The organism is Thalassospira marina (genome assembly GCF_002844375.1).
Classification (GTDB): domain Bacteria; phylum Pseudomonadota; class Alphaproteobacteria; order Rhodospirillales; family Thalassospiraceae; genus Thalassospira; species Thalassospira marina.
The window spans coordinates 4,292,976-4,310,683 of sequence record NZ_CP024199.1 but is presented as its reverse complement, the minus strand read 5'-3'; the positions used below and the strand labels follow the sequence as shown (position 1 = coordinate 4,310,683).

17 protein-coding genes are annotated in these 17,708 nt (G+C 53.1%); 10 read left to right on the top strand and 7 right to left on the bottom strand.

Annotated features, from left to right (window positions below; genetic code table 11):
- Positions 1–267: 267 nt before the first annotated feature.
- Positions 268–573, bottom strand: a complete 306-nt coding sequence (locus CSC3H3_RS19585) for a hypothetical protein (protein ID WP_101285925.1) — start codon at positions 571–573, stop codon at positions 268–270.
- Positions 574–710: 137 nt separating this feature from the next.
- Here CSC3H3_RS19585 and CSC3H3_RS19580 point away from each other — a divergent pair, with 137 nt between their 5' ends.
- Positions 711–1,265 carry an HD domain-containing protein gene (locus tag CSC3H3_RS19580; RefSeq protein ID WP_101285924.1) on the top strand — a complete coding sequence of 185 codons (555 nt, stop codon included), beginning with the start codon at positions 711–713 and terminating at the stop codon, positions 1,263–1,265.
- A gap of 230 nt (positions 1,266–1,495) precedes the next feature.
- Here the strand turns inward: CSC3H3_RS19580 and CSC3H3_RS19575 are convergent, their stop codons facing one another.
- Positions 1,496–1,993 (bottom strand): methylated-DNA--[protein]-cysteine S-methyltransferase, encoded by a 498-nt coding sequence (locus CSC3H3_RS19575; protein ID WP_101285923.1) that lies wholly within the window; start codon positions 1,991–1,993, stop codon positions 1,496–1,498.
- Between the two features lie 432 nt (positions 1,994–2,425).
- Entirely contained in the window at positions 2,426–4,477 is a 2,052-nt protein-coding gene (locus tag CSC3H3_RS19570) for a thioredoxin domain-containing protein (protein ID WP_101285922.1), read from the bottom strand.
- Positions 4,478–4,768: 291 nt separating this feature from the next.
- Between CSC3H3_RS19570 and CSC3H3_RS19565 the strand changes: the two genes are divergently transcribed.
- From CSC3H3_RS19565 to CSC3H3_RS19535, 7 genes are all read left to right on the top strand, one after another.
- Entirely contained in the window at positions 4,769–5,017 is a 249-nt protein-coding gene (locus CSC3H3_RS19565; RefSeq protein WP_101285921.1) for a DUF6489 family protein, read from the top strand.
- A 12-nt stretch (positions 5,018–5,029) separates the two neighbouring features.
- Positions 5,030–5,353 (top strand): (2Fe-2S) ferredoxin domain-containing protein, encoded by a 324-nt coding sequence (locus CSC3H3_RS19560; protein ID WP_101265301.1) that lies wholly within the window; start codon positions 5,030–5,032, stop codon positions 5,351–5,353.
- A gap of 59 nt (positions 5,354–5,412) precedes the next feature.
- On the top strand, positions 5,413–6,801 hold the full coding sequence (mnmE, locus tag CSC3H3_RS19555) for a tRNA uridine-5-carboxymethylaminomethyl(34) synthesis GTPase MnmE (RefSeq protein ID WP_101285920.1): 1,389 nt from the start codon (positions 5,413–5,415) through the stop codon (positions 6,799–6,801).
- Between the two features lie 143 nt (positions 6,802–6,944).
- Positions 6,945–8,831: a tRNA uridine-5-carboxymethylaminomethyl(34) synthesis enzyme MnmG gene (mnmG, locus tag CSC3H3_RS19550; RefSeq protein ID WP_101285919.1), complete on the top strand. Its 1,887-nt coding sequence runs from the start codon at positions 6,945–6,947 to the stop codon at positions 8,829–8,831.
- Positions 8,832–9,054: 223 nt separating this feature from the next.
- Entirely contained in the window at positions 9,055–9,696 is a 642-nt protein-coding gene (gene rsmG, locus CSC3H3_RS19545) for a 16S rRNA (guanine(527)-N(7))-methyltransferase RsmG (protein ID WP_101285918.1), read from the top strand.
- The gene (locus tag CSC3H3_RS19540) at positions 9,693–10,508 is read left to right on the top strand and encodes a ParA family protein (protein WP_101265293.1); all 816 of its coding nucleotides are present in this window, start codon (positions 9,693–9,695) and stop codon (positions 10,506–10,508) included. Before rsmG ends, CSC3H3_RS19540 begins: the two co-directional genes overlap by 4 nt.
- Positions 10,505–11,740 carry a ParB/RepB/Spo0J family partition protein gene (locus CSC3H3_RS19535; protein WP_101285917.1) on the top strand — a complete coding sequence of 412 codons (1,236 nt, stop codon included), beginning with the start codon at positions 10,505–10,507 and terminating at the stop codon, positions 11,738–11,740. Before CSC3H3_RS19540 ends, CSC3H3_RS19535 begins: the two co-directional genes overlap by 4 nt.
- Before the next feature lie 142 nt (positions 11,741–11,882).
- On the opposite strand, the gene holA is transcribed toward CSC3H3_RS19535, so the two are convergent.
- From holA to CSC3H3_RS19515, 4 genes are read right to left on the bottom strand one after another with little or no spacing between them, the layout of a single operon-like run.
- Entirely contained in the window at positions 11,883–12,914 is a 1,032-nt protein-coding gene (gene holA / locus CSC3H3_RS19530; protein ID WP_101285916.1) for a DNA polymerase III subunit delta, read from the bottom strand.
- 17 nt (positions 12,915–12,931) lie between these two features.
- Positions 12,932–13,441 carry a hypothetical protein gene (locus CSC3H3_RS19525; protein ID WP_101265288.1) on the bottom strand — a complete coding sequence of 170 codons (510 nt, stop codon included), beginning with the start codon at positions 13,439–13,441 and terminating at the stop codon, positions 12,932–12,934.
- Positions 13,442–13,445: 4 nt separating this feature from the next.
- A complete protein-coding gene (locus tag CSC3H3_RS19520) occupies positions 13,446–14,189 on the bottom strand; it encodes a hypothetical protein (protein ID WP_157831963.1) in 744 nt (247 codons plus the stop codon).
- An 8-nt stretch (positions 14,190–14,197) separates the two neighbouring features.
- Entirely contained in the window at positions 14,198–14,608 is a 411-nt protein-coding gene (locus CSC3H3_RS19515) for a DUF3576 domain-containing protein (RefSeq protein ID WP_101285914.1), read from the bottom strand.
- Between the two features lie 399 nt (positions 14,609–15,007).
- Here CSC3H3_RS19515 and CSC3H3_RS19510 point away from each other — a divergent pair, with 399 nt between their 5' ends.
- Both CSC3H3_RS19510 and CSC3H3_RS19505 read left to right on the top strand, forming a co-directional pair.
- Positions 15,008–16,066 carry a porin gene (locus tag CSC3H3_RS19510; protein ID WP_101285913.1) on the top strand — a complete coding sequence of 353 codons (1,059 nt, stop codon included), beginning with the start codon at positions 15,008–15,010 and terminating at the stop codon, positions 16,064–16,066.
- Between the two features lie 537 nt (positions 16,067–16,603).
- Positions 16,604–17,656, top strand: a complete 1,053-nt coding sequence (locus CSC3H3_RS19505) for a porin (RefSeq protein WP_101265280.1) — start codon at positions 16,604–16,606, stop codon at positions 17,654–17,656.
- Positions 17,657–17,708: the final 52 nt, after the last annotated feature.

The following is a 17,708-nucleotide window of genomic DNA, read 5'->3' as shown; positions in this document are numbered from 1 at the left end:
GGTAACAAAGCGGGGCCCCTGATGGGTCCCGTTTTTGTTTTTGTGCTGTTTTTCAGGCCGAATGCGAAAGCAGGGCAGGGTGGTGAAACATCACACTGTGCGATCCGTATCGTGAAAATGTTTCACGGGAAACATTTTGGCTCGGTTGGTCATGCCCGGCAGGTAAGTTTTGACGGTTATGTGGCGGCCTTCGCACAATCCAGTCATAAATATCATCGTCTTTGCACTGTACGGGGGCGGTGTGGACTGGCTTCCCGTCTGGCATGATCAGGCCAGTTTAAGGGTGATTTCAGCCCGGTTTCCCGACATTGCTTGATGTTTGATTTCGGCCAAGCCCGGTTCAATATCGACAATGCCATTGCCCATATGCAGGCCAATATGGCAGTTCCCATAATGCATGGTTACCGTGATTTCATCGGTCGTTTCAATGCAGCAGGTTTGTCGTGTGCCCGGTTCCAGATGGCGGGGTGGTAGGCTTTGCCAACCGGTTTGGGGTGCCAGGCTGGTAAGATGCAGGGATGTGCTGGCATTTCTGTTTTCAAGCGTAAGCACCAAAGACATGCTGCGCGGCATGGGCCCTCCAGATATTTTTGATCTGTCTGGATCATATGTGGGGATGGGGAAATTCGATGTCGATAGACGATCAATGCTTGCAGCGATTTTAAAGTCGTGGGACGCTGGCTTCAGTATTCACTATGACCGACAGGAAGATGCAGCTTCTTTTAAAATCCGTCGACTTTGCCGCCCGTGCCCATCGCGATCAGCGCCGTAAAGGCCCGGCACAGGAACCCTATATCAACCATCCGATTGAGGTTGCCCGCCTGATTGTTGAATGCGAGCCTGACACCCCCGAAGACGTGTTATGTGCCGCAATTTTGCATGATGTGATTGAGGATTGTGGTGCCAGCCGCGACGAAATAGCTGCCTGTTTTAACGAAAACATTGCCGATATCGTCCTGGAAGTCAGTGATGACAAGGCATTACCGCGTGATGACCGTAAGGCCAAACAGATCGAAATGGCCCCGCATCTAAGCAATAGCGCAAAGCTGGTTCGGCTGGCCGACAAAATTGCCAATGTCGGTGCGATGCTGACCGATACGCCAATTGGCTGGGACCGTGCCCAGATTTTACGTTACGTTGATTGGGCTGAAGCCGTGGTTGCCCCGTGCCGTATCGTCAGCACCGGGCTGAGCGAGCGTTTTGATGCCATTTCACGCGATGTCAGGGCGTGGCACGAGGCCGAAATGCAGGCGGCTGAAGGCTGATTTTCAGCCTTCTTTCGGGGTTTTTTCCGATTTTTGCATAAAATCGTTCTGGCTCGGGGCATCCTTTGGGTGCGAAAAAATGCCGTTATAGCTTTGCCAGGCAAATATCAATTTTCAGATAGATATTTCTGATTGATCAAAGATCAAAATATTTTCGCGTAATTACAGCGAAAAATGGCCCATTAGTTCCCACGACAATCCTGGTTTTGGCGATTGGCGTTGTGGCGTTATCAAAGGTCAAAGGCATCCTGCCGCTGATCAGCTTTTGGTTTGTAAAGATCAACCCCTTCAAGCTTGAGCAGCATTTCCTTGGTTTCCAAGCCACCATCACCGGAATATCCGCCCGGTTTACCGCCGCTTGCCAAAACACGATGGCAGGGGATCAGGATGGGAATCGGGTTTTTGCCGCAGGCCATGCCAACGGCGCGAAATCCCTTGGGTGATCCTGCCGCACGGGCCAGGTCCTGATAGGTGGCTGTTTGGCCCAGCGGAATTTCGCACATTGCCGCCCAAACGGCCGCCTGAAAGGGTGTTCCGCCAGGGGATAGGGGCAGGTCAAAACGCGTGAGCTTGCGGGCGAAATAGGCATTGATCTGCGATTTGGCTTCTTCCAGCACCGGGCTGGTTTCCATATCTTCCACGAAACCCCAATCCAGCGAGACGATTTCATCATCAAATTCGAAAATTGTCAGGGCGCCAACAGGGCTGTTGATCGAAATTTGCGGCATTGGCGGGCTCCTGTCTGGAAGATGGGGCAGAGGTGGTATCTATCAGGCCATTGTGGCGTTCAAAGCTGTTAAACGACCTGGCTGATGCATCTATATGCCTGCCTTGAAGTTGTTGCTGCAAGCAGTTTACCACGCAAGCAGGCGTGATTTTGTCAGTTATAAGCAGGGTTGGCAGGCAAGGTGCGGCAGGCTTTGCCGATGGTTTGTGGGTTGCAGCGTGTAATTTTGCCGCAAATTTGAGGCCCTTGTGCTTGTTTTGTTGGGCCATTTTCTTCTGCTGGGGTGAGAGGCCTGTATGAGAAAGCACTGTAAGACGCTCTTAAACATCGGCTTACAGCCAGTTTTCAAAGATAAGAGGCGCCCGAATTGCGAGGGGCGCCTTTTATAAATAGTGCTGGTTTCCCGGGCGATTGGCTTTGAAATTTTAGCTTTTCAGTTCGTCACCTGATTTGCACCAATATCCTGAAGCTGTGATTTCAGGGCATCAAGATCGGTGATCGGGGCAGAGCAGGTCATGTTCTGGCAGATATAGACGGTGGCTTTGCCATCGATTTTCTGTTTGCCAAAGGCCGGATGTTCGGCGGGCAGGTCCTGGTCATTGCCGATGATCGTAATTGCGCGCTGCGGCAGATACTGGTCAAAAACCGCGCGGCGGAAGCCATACATTTCTTCGCTGCCAAAAGGTGCGAGGATGACGATTTGAACGCTGTTTTGAAGCATTTCAGCGCCCAGCAACAGCCCCGTCATATTCGGGAACTGGTCGCGCAGGCGGCCACCAAAACAGGCAATCGTGGTTTCAGCCCGGGTTTGATAGGTTTGCTTTCCGGTCAGGGCATAAAGCTTTGCCAGGTTTTGCACCATAATGCCATTGCCCGAGGGAACGGCCCCGTCAGTTACCGGTTTACTGCGTACAACAAGGTCGCTGCTGTCGATCGAGGATTGGAAATAGCCGCCCAGACGCGGATCGACAAATTGGGCTTCAACCTGTTCGGCCCAGTTTTCGGCATCACGCAGATAAGCGGCCGAGCCTGAAATTTCAAACAGCCGCAATGCCGCGCGGATCATATGGGCATAATCCTCGAGCATGCCTGCATGCTGGGAACGGCCAGCACGATAGCTGTGCAGCAATGTGTCATCTTCGCCAAGGTTTCGTTTGACGAAGTTATAGGCCAGTCTGGCGTAATCAAGCCATTCGGAACGACGAAAAACCATGGCGGCATCGCAAAGGGCTGCGATGGTCATGGCGTTCCAATCGGTCAGAACTTTATCATCCCAGCCGGGGCGCACCCGTTCGTCCCGTTTGGCAAGCAGGGCCTGGCGCATATTGGCAAGGGCATTTTCGGTTTGATCATCACCCAGTGACAGGCCAGATTGCGTTCTATTAAGGATATTGTGGCCTTCCCAGTTGCCATCCGGCGAAACGTCGTAATAACGCTCAAACAGGTTGGCATCCGTTTCTGAAAGTACCTTGCGGATTTCTGCCTGATCCCAGACATAGAACCGGCCTTCTTCGCCTTCGCTATCGGCGTCTAGGCTGGCGGCAAAGGCACCGCCCGAGACCCGCATTTCCCGCAAAATCCAGCCGATTGATTCTTCGATCCGTTCGACATAAAGCGGGTTTTTCGTGATCCGCCAGGCATCAGTCAGAAGGTCGATCAGTTGGGCATTGTCATAAAGCATCTTTTCAAAATGCGGCACCAGCCACTGGTCATCGACGCTATAGCGCGCAAAACCGCCGCCCAAATGGTCGTAAATGCCCCCCTGTGCCATGCGATCCAGGCTGAGCAAAACCGTGTTTTTCAGGGTTTCATCCTGGGTGCGGATGGCGCTTCGCCATAGAAAGGACAGCAGGGCTGGCTGGGGGAATTTTGGAGCGCCCTTGGTGCCACCATTGCTTAAATCCATCATTTGCAGGCAGCTTTTGCCAAATTCATCGATGGTTTCGGGCAGGGGCACATCGCCGCTTCGCGTGGTATTCAGGCGCAGAAGGGCACTATTGATCTGCTTTACGTTATGGGCGACGTTTTCGGGTTCGCTGTTATAGATATTGGCAATCGATTTAAGAACATCATCAAAACCCGGCCGGCCATATTTGGCATGTTTGGGGAAATAGGTGCCGCCCCAGAAAGGCTCGCCCTTCGGGGTTAAAAACATGGTCAGGGGCCAGCCGCCCTGTTGGCCCAGCAGGGCCAGCGCATTCTGATAAAGCGCATCAAGGTCGGGGCGCTCTTCGCGGTCGAGCTTGATATTGACGAACAGGTCGTTCATCAGCGCGGCGATGCCCTCATCCTCGAAACTTTCATGGGCCATGACATGGCACCAGTGGCAGGCGGCATAGCCGACCGACAGCAAAATGGGTTTGTTCGCCGCTGCGGCCGCGGCAAGAACATCCGGGGACCAGGGCTGCCAGTGGACGGGATTTGTCTGGTGTTGCAAAAGATAGGGGCTGGTTTCCTGCCCCAGATTGTTGCGTCCAAGATCCATAAGCGCGTGCTGTCCCAAGCTGTTCTGATTGCGTTTAGCGTTCCTTCCGCCTGTGGCATTGATATGGCAATGCTGGAACGAAAGGTTTAAATTCGCAAATTCTTATCTTCCCAAAATAGGGCGAAAGCATTTGAAAAGAAAGGGAAATGCTTTGCACAATTGCCATATGAAGCAAATGGGACGAAGATGATGGCAAGGCGAAAGCGGCGCCAGCGCCGAATTGGTGCGGCTTTCAGAATTTATACATCGCCCGTGCCATAAAATAAAAATGATCAGTGAGGAGGTCAGGCTATGAAAATTTCAGTCGATGTCGATTGCACGCCGGAAGAATTGCGCACATTTTTCGGTCTGCCGGATGTCCAGTCGATGCAGCAGGCCCTGATGAAGGATATTGAAGACCGCATGAAGGCCAACCTGCAGGCCATGGACCCGGAAACAATGTTGAAAACCTGGTTGCCGCAGGGCATGCAGAACTGGGAACAGATGCAAAAGGCATTCTGGAACCAGTTCAATAATGGCGGCACGATGAAAAAGGATTGATCGCGGGTGACGATGTCAGAGCATTTTTATCAGTCGCATGTATTTGTCTGCCAGAATGAACGGCCAGACGGGCATCCGAGGGGGTGCTGCCAGGCTGCTGGTGCCACGCGGTTGCGCAATTATATGAAGGTTCGGGTCAAGGAACTGGGCCTTCCGGCAACGCGTGTGAACACGGCAGGCTGTCTTGATCGCTGTGAATTGGGTCCGGTTATGGTGATTTACCCGCAAGGCACCTGGTACCGGTACGAGAATGAGGGTGATATTGAAGAAATTCTTCAGACTCACCTGATAGAAGGGAATATCGTTGAACGGCTGCAATTGCAGCCTGATCAGTAAAATGACCGGCCGCCAACAGGCGGCCATTTTTACACAGCCAGGAAAACGGATTTAAGGTTTTGTACGGCCACTCTGATACCATTTTTGCCCTGTCCAGTGGCGCCGGTCGTGCTGGCGTTGCGGTTATTCGCCTGTCGGGCCCGCGTTCGCTGCCGGTTCTTTGTGCGCTTCTGGGGCGGCAAAACCCGCCCAAACCCCGTGTTGCAGTTTATGCCCCGATTGCCGATCCGCAAAATGGCGAACGGCTGGATGATGCCATCGCCCTTTATTTTCAGGCACCGGCAAGTTTCACGGGCGAAGATGTGGTTGAACTGCATGTCCATGGGGGCAGGGCGGTTATTGAAGGGGTGCTGGAATGTCTTGGCCGCCAGCCTGGCTTGCGGTTGGCGGAACCTGGTGAATATAGCCGTCGCGCCTTTCAGAATGGCAAAATGGACCTGACAGAAGCCGAAGGCATTGCCGATCTGATTGATGCCGAAACCACCGCCCAGCGACGCCAGGCCGTGCGCCAGATGGCAGGGGAACTGGGACGGTTATATGAGGATTGGCGCCTGCGCCTGATGCGCTCGCTGGCGCATATCGAAGCGGATATTGATTTCCCTGACGAGGATTTGCCCGATGGTATCGTTGCCGTGTTGCGCGATGATCTGGCGCGTATCGGCAATGAAATTGGCGGGCATCTGGCCGATAACCGGCGCGGTGAACGCCTGCGTGAAGGCTTTCAGATTGTTATTCTTGGTGCGCCAAATGCCGGTAAATCCAGCCTGCTGAACCGGCTGGCACGGCGTGATGCGGCCATTGTTTCCGATATTGCCGGCACCACGCGTGATACGATTGAAATCCATCTTGATCTTGGCGGGTTTCCGGTAACCATGGTTGATACGGCCGGGCTTCGGGAATCGGGTGATGCGATTGAAACCGAAGGCGTGCGTCGCGCGGCCCAGCGGGCCGAAAATGCCGATCTCAAGCTGGTGGTAATTGACCGTTCTGATTGGCCCCGGATCGAGGGCGAGGCACAACGCCTGATCGACCAAAATACCTTGATCCTGGTAAATAAAGCCGACCTTGGCGGTGACGATGATTTGTCGGTAGTAGGGGAAATGGCGACCTGGTCTGGCACTGACGGGCAGGGAAATGCGGTTGAGCTACCGGTTTTGGCCATATCGGCTATGACAGGTTCGGGGATGGAAAGCCTCTTGCAACTGCTCGAAACTCGCGTAAAAGAAGGGCTCGATTTTGCCGGGCCGGTTCCGTTAACAAGGATGCGCCATCGCCGTGCGCTAGAAGATGCCCTGGGGCATTTGCAGCGGGGACTGGCGACAGACATTGCAGAGCTGGCTGCCGAGGATATTAGATTGGCGGTACGGGAAATCGGAAAGATTACCGGTCGCGTTGATGTTGAAGATTTGCTCGACATCATTTTTGGTGATTTCTGTATCGGAAAATAGGCTCAATCAAATGTGTTTCACGTGAAACATATCGCATTCCGGACACAGAATTATATCCGACTAAACTAAACATTTATGCGGTCTTTGGATGATATTTCCAGGGATCTGCTATTTGGAACGCCCGCTTCGGGCATGAGGAACTGATGTCACAGAACGGTTTTGATGTGATTGTTGTTGGTGGTGGCCATGCTGGCAGTGAAGCCGCCGCCGCCGCCGCGCGCATGGGTGCGCAGACCGCCCTGATTACCCACCGTGCCGACCGTATCGGCGAAATGTCCTGCAATCCCGCAATTGGCGGGCTTGGCAAGGGGCATATGGTGCGCGAGGTGGATGCCCTTGACGGTGTTATGGGGCGTGCCATTGACCGGGCTGGCATCCAGTTTCGCATGCTTAACAGGTCCAAAGGGCCAGCCGTACGTGGCCCGCGCGCGCAGGCCGATCGCAAGCTTTACCGTCAGGCGGTTCAGGATATTCTGGCCGGACAGGAAAACCTGACGATTATCGAAGCCGCGGTTGAAGACCTGATCATTGATGAAAATAGCCGTATCGGCGGGATCATCACGGGCGAGGGTGTTCGTTATACCGCCGGTGCTGTGGTACTGACGACAGGCACATTTCTGCGGGGTGTGATCCATATCGGCGAAGAAACCATGGCCGCGGGCCGCATGGGCGATGCACCGTCAATGGGCCTGTCGGAGACACTGGGCAAATATGATTTCGCATTGGGCCGGTTAAAAACCGGAACACCCGCACGTCTGGATGGTCGTACTATTGAATGGCACCGCCTTGTCGAACAGCCAGGTGATAACCCACCAGACCCGTTTTCGTTCCTGACGGACACGATCACGGTGCCACAGATTTCGTGCTATATGACGCATACGACCGAAGAAACGCATAAGATCATTCGTGATAATTTGCATCGTGCGCCAATGTATAGCGGCCAGATCAGCAGCAGCGGCCCGCGTTATTGCCCTTCGATCGAGGATAAAGTCGTCCGCTTTGCCGATAAATCCGAACACCAGATTTTCCTGGAGCCGGAAGGCCTGGATGACCATACCGTCTATCCGAATGGTATTTCAACTTCATTGCCCAAGGATGTTCAGTTGGCATTGCTGGCGTCCATTCCCGGCTTGGAACGCGTTGAAATCTTCCGTCCTGGTTATGCCGTTGAATATGATTTTGTTGATCCGCGTGAACTGCGCCATACGCTGGAAACCAAAAAGGTGGCTGGCCTGTTCTTTGCCGGGCAGATCAATGGGACCACAGGTTACGAGGAAGCCGCCGGGCAGGGCCTTATTGCCGGGGTGAATGCGGCGTTGGTGGCAGATGGCGGTGAACGCCAGTTTGTTCTTGATCGTGCCGATGCCTATATCGGTGTTATGATTGATGATCTGGTAACACAGGGTACACGTGAACCTTACCGCATGTTTACCTCGCGTGCTGAATACCGTTTAATGCTGCGGGCCGATAATGCCGATCAGCGTTTGACGGAATTGGGCCTGACAATTGGCTGTGTTGCATCCATACGCCGTGATGTTTGGGGCGCCAAGCGTGATGCGTTACTAGCTGCCAAAACGCGCATTGGTGATCTGGCCGAAACGCCAAATCAGTTGATCAAGCATGGTATACGCGTCAACCAGGATGGGGTCCGCCGCAGTGCCTTTGACCTGCTGGCTTATCCGGATGTGTCCTTTGATCAGCTTGTTGCCGTGTGGCCAGAGCTTGCAGATGTGTCGCCGGCTATTCGCGAACAGCTTGCCATTGATGCGCAATATAAAGGTTATCTTGACCGGCAGGCAGCTGATGTTGCGGCGTTCCGCCGTGATGAAGAACTGCGTCTGCCGCGAAATCTTGATTATGATCAAGTCGGTGGCTTGTCGACGGAGATCCGCCTGAAGCTTCAGCAAATCATGCCGGAAACCATTGGTGCGGCATCACGTATTCCGGGCGTAACACCCGCTGCGATTACCGCGTTGCTGGGACATATTCGTTCCCACCGTCATCAGGCGATTAATCGCAAAACAGCGTGATTGGCAAGTTTGGGGCAGGGGCCTTCTGAGGTAATAGATGTACCCCGATATCATACTCCTTCGCCTTAAATTGTCGTTTCAGGAATAAAAAAAAAAGCCGCCAATGTTTCACGTGAAACATTGGCGGCTTTTTTGATGAAAAATATCATCAATTTTTGCAAAAACCCACGCCGCTATTAAAACAACGCTGGCGAATGATGCATTCCAGATTTATAAGAAATTCATGCACACAAATACAAACGCCGTTAAAAACTGGTTTGAGACAGAACTTGATGTTTCACGTGAAACAATGTCTCGCCTCGAGCTTTATGCCGATCTGGTCGTGAAGTGGCAGCCCCGAATTAATATTGTTGGCGCCAGCACCACCGAAGACGTTTGGGCACGTCATTTACAGGATTCGGCTCAGCTTTGGCCGCATCTTGGCGAAATTGCCCAAAAAGAAGATAGTAAAATTGTTGATTTTGGCTCTGGTGCTGGTTTCCCGGGGATTGTTTTGTCCATCCTGGGGGCAAACCACGTTACCATGATGGAAAGCGTCACCAAAAAGACAGTCTTTCTGATGGAAGCCTGCCGGGTATGTGGCTGTTTGGCCAAAACGCGGGTTGCGCGCGAACGCATTGAAGCCGCGAAGCCTGAAAATGCCGATATTATTACGGCCCGTGCCTTTGCACCTTTGCCCAAACTTCTGGAAATGGGCCAGCGCCATTTGAAGGCGGGTGGCAAATATGTGCTGCTGAAGGGCAGGGCATTTGAAGCTGAACTGGCAGATGCACGTGATGCTGGCTGGAAATTCTCCGTTACGACCGTTCCCGGGATCGTTGACCCGGATGGCGTGGTGATGATTCTTGAGGGAGTAGAGCGATGACTGATGTGATTGACTTGCCCGTAAATAGCGGCGGAAAGCGTCCGCGTATTATCGCCATTGCCAATCAGAAAGGCGGGGTTGGTAAAACAACCACGACTATTAACCTGGCAACGGCGCTTGCGGCTGTTGATCAGCGTGTTCTGATCGTTGATCTGGACCCGCAGGGCAATGCCAGCACCGGGCTTGGTTTGCGCCCGGCAGAGCGTGACATCAGCTCCTATGACGTGCTGATTAACGGTGCCAGCCTGATGGAAGCACGTCGACCAACGGCAATTCCGCGGCTGAATATAGTGCCTTCGGGCATGGATTTGTCGGGTGCTGAGATTGAACTGGTCGATTTCGAACGCCGCGAAATGCAGCTTAAGGAATCGCTCTCGCGGCTGCCGCAAGATGTCGATTATGTTCTGATCGATTGCCCACCATCTTTGGGGCTGTTGACCCTGAATGCGCTGGTGGCGTCTGACGCGGTTTTGGTGCCGTTGCAGTGTGAATTTTTTGCCCTGGAAGGGGTCAGTCATCTGGTCCGTACGATTAAGCGCGTGAAGAAGGCGTTTAATCCCAATCTGGAAATTCAGGGCATTGTGTTGACGATGTATGACAAGCGCAATAATTTGTCGGCCCAGGTTGCGAATGATGTGCGCGATTATTTCGGTGATGTTGTTTACCGCACGGTGATTCCGCGCAATGTACGTGTCTCCGAAGCCCCCAGCCATGGGGCGCCGGTGCTGGTATATGATATCAAATGCCCGGGCTCGCGGGCATATCTGAATTTGGCAAGTGAAGTCCTGAAACGCGAAGGAGTGAAGGCATGAGTGAGACTAAAAAACGCGGTTTGGGACGGGGCCTGTCGGCGTTATTGGGCGAAGAAGATGATGAAGTTGGGGCAGCCGTAAGCGGCGGTAATAGCGTTAGCGGGGAGGCTGCGCATCCTGGTCCCGGCGGGACAACCCAGCTTGTCGCGATCAGTGATCTTGCACCTTCGCCATTTCAGCCGCGCAGCAATTTTGACGATGAAGCGATTGACGATCTGGCAGCTTCGATTCGTCAGAAAGGCATTATTCAGCCTATTCTGGTGCGAGCATCTTCGACGGGCGAGACGGTTTTTGAAATCATCGCTGGTGAACGGCGTTGGCGCGCGGCGCAGCGGGCACAGCTTCATGAAGTGCCGGTATTGGTTCGCGAATTTGATGATCGCGAAACTGCTGAAATTGCGCTGATCGAAAACCTGCAACGCCAGGACCTTTCGGCACTGGAAGAAGCAGAAGGCTATAATCGCTTGATGGCCGAATTTTCCCATACCCAGGAAGCATTGGGGCAGGCATTGGGCAAAAGCCGTAGCCATATTGCCAATAGCTTGCGCCTGTTATCGTTGCCGTCGCCGATTAAGCAGATGTTGACCGACAAGGTCTTAAGTGCTGGTCATGCGCGTGCTTTGCTGGGTGCGGATAATGCGGTTGAGTTGGCAACACAGATCGTCAAGAAAGGCCTGAATGTTCGCCAGACTGAAAAGCTGGTCAAAACCGATGGTGGCAAGCTGTCGCGTCCGAAAAAGGAAAAGGGCAGCGCAAGCGCAGAGAAAGACCCTGACACAGTCTCGTTGGAACGTGATCTGAGCAATATGCTTGGCCTTGCTGTGAGCATCGATTTTGACGGGGCTGGCGGGCGCCTGACGGTGCGTTATGACACGCTTGAGCAGCTTGACGATATTTTGCAGCGCCTGACCCACGGCCGCGCTGAGAGTGTTGCCGCGGATGGAGATGGCGGTTCTGCCGTTGATCTTGCCGAAGATGACAACGAATTCGACTCGATGTTTATGGACGACGGCGACGAAGGTGAGTTGGCTGAGGCTGATGACGGGGCCGAGGACATTACCAAGGAGCTTGAATCCATTGCCGATACATCCGGTATCATGCTCGATCTGACTCAGGATGATGAAGGCGAGGATGATCAGGCACCAGAAGCAGACGAACCGGTTGCGCGTGATGAAATCGACGAAGCTGTATTTGCCGACGTCTTTGCGGATGATGACAAAAAGCCATCCTGATTGATTGCCCAAACAGCATTTTGCTGCAACGCAACAAAAGCCGGTCCCAACAGGATCGACTTTTGTTGTTTAGCGACGTTGCGACTCGCGGTGATAGCTTAAAAAATGACGGAACCTTAATTTCAGCGGAGTAGTCAGAGCTTTACCTGCGACCCTGTTTTTGCCGGGCGACAGTTACTTTGATCATGGCGCGATGGGCAAGCGTTTCCGGGATGGCAAGGCCGCTTTTGCAGTCTTTCTCGGCTTCCAGGAAAATCTGTAATGCACGCTGGATATGGGCCAGTGGCCAATAGGACAAATTGGCCTTGAACTGGTCGGCCGCCTTGAAAAATAGTGGGGGGCGCAGCGTCTTCATTGCCTGATCAACGGCGGCACCCTGTGCGACCTGTCCTTTGACCAGGTGAAGTTTCTGGAAATAACCAATCATCATGCGAAGGGCGCCGACGGGATTAAGCCCTTCTTCGACCAGCCGGGTCAGGGCGAGGTCCAGATTGGCGACATTGCCGGCCGACACCGCCTGCAGGACATCGTCATAATGCCGAGCGGAGCTATCACCAATGCATGCCATGGCATCGCTTAGGGAAACGCGCTGCTGGTTTAAGGCATATAGGGCAAGTTTCTGCAGCTCGTTACGCGAAATCATGCGATCGCTGCCAAGATTGGTCACGAGGTAGCGGGTGGCATCGCCATCGATGGCCAGGCCGTGTTCGTCCATTACAGAACGGATTAGTCCTTCAAGGTCGCGGCCCGAATCGGCATAGCAGGGCAGGGCCATGCCATTGCCGGCTTTTTCCACAGCCTGACGCAGCTTTGAACGTGCAGGCAGGCTTCCTGCCTCGCAAACGATCAGCGCGTCTCCTGCGGGGTGTTGAAGGAAGTCTGCGATAACAGGAGCCTGTGCATCACCAATATCACGGAGTCGCACGACACGGCGTCCGCCGCCAAAGCTGATTGCTGCTGCTTCATCACGAAGGCGCCCGCCATCTTCTTTCAGATGTGCTGCTCCGAGCTCAACCACGCGAAACGGATCTTTTAGATCTTCGACAACGGTTTTTGCCAGTTGTGCACCCCGTTCGCGCACCAGGCCTTCATCTTCACCGTAAATCAGCACAAGCTGTGCCTTTGCGTCTGGAGAACGCAGGAAAGAGTCAACCTGTGCAGCTTTGAGTTTCATGAAATCCCGGTGAAAGCCTAGTTAGCGCTGCGGATGCCGATGGCAACCTGATTGGAAATCTGGCGGGCAAGGTTCCGTGCCGCGTCTTCACGCGCTGACGACTCGGCTTCCAGCGTTGCGTAATCTGATTGAACGATATTGTAACTGGTACGCGCACGCACGGAACCGCTGCGCAGAATTTTGGTATCGGAGATCCGTATCAGCTGATAAGCGCCAGTCAGCAGATAGTCTGCAACGGTTGCTTCATTTTCCTTGGTGAAGCCCAGTTCATACTTCGACTCGGATAAGTCAACCTTGAGTTCATACAGCGGCGACGATATCTCGCCCTTCGGCGTCAGGTTTTCGAGCAACACATTGCGGGTTAGCTGGCCAACCCGGTTTTCGATCATATCGATCTTTACGGCCGAAAGTGGGTCTGCACCCGTTTCACCGACCTGGTTTTTTGCGTAAAGCGGTTGAAAACCACATGCACCCAATGCCGGAATGGCAAGGCACAAAAACAATGTCATGATCGGGCGCAAAAACATCAGGTCAGGACTCCGTTTGATCCGGCGATTTGATAGCTCCATAGCGATACAATAATTCATGTCCGATGTAAGGACAAAATAACCGTAAAAGCTCAAGAAAGCACAATTGCAGCGGATTTTGCCGATTCGCTGGTGATTTTTTAAGTATCTGGAACAGTTTGCGCAATTCGGCTAGCGCGATGTTATGGCGGAATTGTCCGATCTGCCCGATGATATGGGTAAGCATGTCGCGTTCGTGGGCATGGATTGCCTCCGGATCAGCCGGTAGATGATATCCGTTAATTGGCAGTATCCCTGTGGGGGCGGAGAAATGTGACCAGACAAGCCGCAACCAGCGCCACTGGGCAACCAGGTCTTCAAGTTCGAGGTTTCTCGGGCGGTGCAATGGGACGTCTGACAGGATGGAGAGTGTCAGAACATCAATGCCCGTTTCGGCTGCGAGGTCATCAATCTTTGAAATGCCGTCTTTCAGGATAATCGGCGCGCATTCTGGCGGGGTAAATGCGGGTAAGCCGCCGTGCCAGGTTGTTCTAACCAGTATCTGAAGAATATCTGATTCTTTTAAATCAGCATGGATGTTTTGAACCATCCTGTGCCGCAATGCCTGGGTCTGGTGATTGACGGGCAGCGACGCAGGCAGACCTGCGATCAGATGTGTAGAAAAAAACAATCCCCATCGGCGTGAGAGCGAATGGGGATTGTACGCCAGTGAGGCATATGGATCGCGACTTAACGCCTTAGCAGCCATTGCAGATTTTACTGGTTGTTGGCGCTATCGATACGCAGCTGGCGAGCACGGGTCAGAATGGAGTCTTCCATGGCCGTTACGGTTTTCGGATCTACCACGGCATCAGCCCATTCGTTGCCACCTGCACGAACCTGGCGGAAAATCGCAACCTTGATGGCATCAGAGCGCAGAGCTGTACCAAGGATGTAACCTGTCATTTTGAAGCGTTCGTTGGGGGTTTCAGCCGGGCTGTACCAGTCGGTGATAATAACACCACCAAACGGGTCTGCAGAGTTAAGCGGCATGAAGGATAATGTATCGAGCGTTGCACGCCACAGGAAGCTGTTCACGCCAATGCCTGAGCCACTTTCCTGTTTTTTCTCATCACCGCCAAAAATGCCCAGACCGCCATCGCCAAAAACGCTGCCCTGCTTTTTCATATCTGCGCGGGTTGCTGAGCGACCGAGAATTCTCTCGTTACCAGGCGCGGAGCCAGGATAGCTATCATAGTCATCCTGGGAAGCTCCGCTGCAGGCTGCGAGTGCGGAGATCAGGGTGCAGGCGGCGATTAATTTCAATTTTGAAACAGACACGTTGTACGGCCTTCTGATCAGTCAATGGCAATGCTGAGCGCACTATAAGCAGCAATTGCAGGCAGGGCAAAGAAAACAAGTGTGTCCTTTTCGCCACAGCTGCGCAAAAATGTTACATAGTCGCCACAGTTTGGTTGACGGGGTGGCAAAATGCTGGCTCCATAGCGTCGAACCGAGCGCCAGATAACTGTCGTTCACACTTCAAATAACCGCTCAAGCGGGTTGAAGAAGACGTTGAGGGAAAAGATGAAAAAGATTCTTATTGCTACCAGCGCACTCGTCGCTGTTGCAGTTGCAGGCCAGGCACAGGCCTCTGAGAAGATTAAACTGTCGGTTGGCGGTTACATGGAACAGTGGGCAGGCATCGCCTCCCAGGATGATGCGTATGACAACATCAACGCTTTCCAGTCCGACACCGAAGTTTATTTCTCGGGTTCGACCACCCTGGATAACGGTATCGAAATCGGTGCCATGATCCAGCTCGAAGGCGAAACCTCTACCGACCAGATCGACGAACAGTATCTGTACGTTAACGGCTCCTTCGGTCAGTTCCGTATTGGTGAAGGTGACGGCGCTGCTGCTGCTATGGGCATCACTGCTCCGGCAGTTGGCCCCGTTGGCGTTAACGACGGTGACCTTTCTAACTGGGTTAGCGTTGCTGCAATGCCGGATACCGTTTGGGACGATGGCGATGCACCGAAAGTGACCTACTATACTCCGGTTCTGGGTGGCTTCCGCGTTGGCGTTTCTTACACCGATAGCAGCACCGCGAAAAATAACGGTTCGGCTGGTGTGTCTGCAAGCCCGGCAACTGCTGGTCAGAACACCACTACTGGTATGCCGGTAGTTTCTCTTGGCGTTGAATACAACGGCGACTTTGATGGCTTCAGCCTCGGCCTTTCCGCTGTTGGTGAACACAAGGGTAGCGGTGAATGGTTCAGCGTTGGTACCAATGTTGGCTTCGGTAACTTCACCGTTGGCGCTTCTTACGGTGTTAAAGCTGACGATTACGGCCTGACCGAAACCGATGCAAAACGTGCTGATGACACCACCGGTTTTGATATCGGCGTAGCATACAAAATGGACGCAGCTTCGGTCTCCCTGTCCTATGCTAACGGCGACATCGTAACCAACGCTGCTGGCGCTGGTTCTGACATCGACACCGTTGACCTCGGCCTGGCATATGCTCTTGGCGCGGGCGTTGATTGGAAGACCTCGCTCTTCTGGTTCGACAGCGACGGCAAAAATGGCGGTGCTGACAACGACGGCTACGGTGCAGTTACCGGTATCAAATTGTCCTTCTAATCTTCAGATTAGTAGAACCGTTTTGGGAAGGGGGCGCTTTGCGCTCCCTTCTTTTTTTTGGGTATGTTCGATCAGAGGCTGATTGCCCAAGGTCTTATATCGTTGGATATTTTAGGTCTGCCCTTTCTTCGTCAGGTAAGTACGGTAGTTTTACCTGACGAAGTTCTTTCCTCATTTTAAAGCTTCGCCCGATACATCAACCGCGCAGGAATCGTTCACGGGTTGAAGTACTAAGGTTGATATGCGGGTGGGCCAGAAATGTGTCAATAAAGTGACTATTGGTCATTTATAAAACGCATTTGCCATTTTTCGCGATCAAAGCACTCTTCATGGCAAACTGGAAATCGCAATATTTGGCCGATTATCGGTAATTGAGAACCTGAGTGTGATTTTTTTATCACGGCACTGACAAAAACATCACGTTTGGTATCTGTTTTAATTGACCCAAGGTCAGTTATCCGATTAATTGGCTTTCAGCAAACAGAAAGATGTTCTGCTAACCAACGCCAACAGCGTTCGTTTTCAATGAGGGAAAAGATGAAAAAGATTCTTGTTGCGACCACGGCACTCGTCGCCGTTTCCGGTTTCGCAGTTTCCGCAAGCGCATCCGAAAAGATTAAACTTTCGGTCGGCGGTTACATGGAACAGTGGGCTGGTATCACCAGCCAGTCTGACGGTTTTGACAACGTCAACGCTTTCCAGTCTGACACCGAAATTCACTTCAAAGGTTCGACCACTCTGGATAACGGCATCGAAGTTGGTGCAGTTGTTGAACTCGAAGGCGAAAGCTCGGGCGACCAGATCGACGAACAGTACCTCTATGTGAACGGTTCTTTCGGTCAGATTAAACTGGGTGAAGACGACGGCGCTGCTGACGATATGGGCATCACTGCACCGGCAGTCGGCCCGGTTGGCGTGAACGACGGCGACCTGACCAATTGGGTTTCTTCTTACCTCCCGGATACCGTTCCGAGCGATGGCGATGATCCCAAAATCACCTACTTCACCCCGGTTATGGGTGGCTTCCGCGCCGGTGTTTCCTACACCGACAGCGACGTTTCCAAAAATGCTGGCGGTACCGGTGGTAACCTCGGCCAGACCACCACTTCCGGTCTTCCGGTTGTGTCCGCTGGTCTGACCTATGACCACGACTTTGGTGATGTTGCTCTGGGCCTGTCCGCTGTTGGCGAACACAAAGGTCAGGGTAACTGGTACGGCCTCGGTGCAAATGTCGGCTTTGGCAACTTCACCGTTGGTGGGTCCTGGGGCCACATCGAAGACGATTACGGTGTTAACGATCGTCAGACCGCTGGCAACGAAACCGACACCTTTGACGTCGGCGTAGCATACGCAATGGATGCAGCTTCTGTTTCCCTGTCTTATGCTTACTCTGATTACGGTAACCGTTCGACCTCTGGCGGTGCAGCATCCACCGGCGAAATCAGCACGGTTGACCTTGGTCTTGCTTACCAGCTCGGCGCTGGCGTTGCATGGAAATCGTCGATCTTCTGGTTCGATGATGACAACGATGCAGCTGCATTCGACAATGACGGTTACGGTGCTGTTACCGGTCTGCGTCTCGACTTCTGATCCTGTAAAGATCAGCAATCGCAAGAGAGAGGGTGCTTCGGCGCCCTCTCTT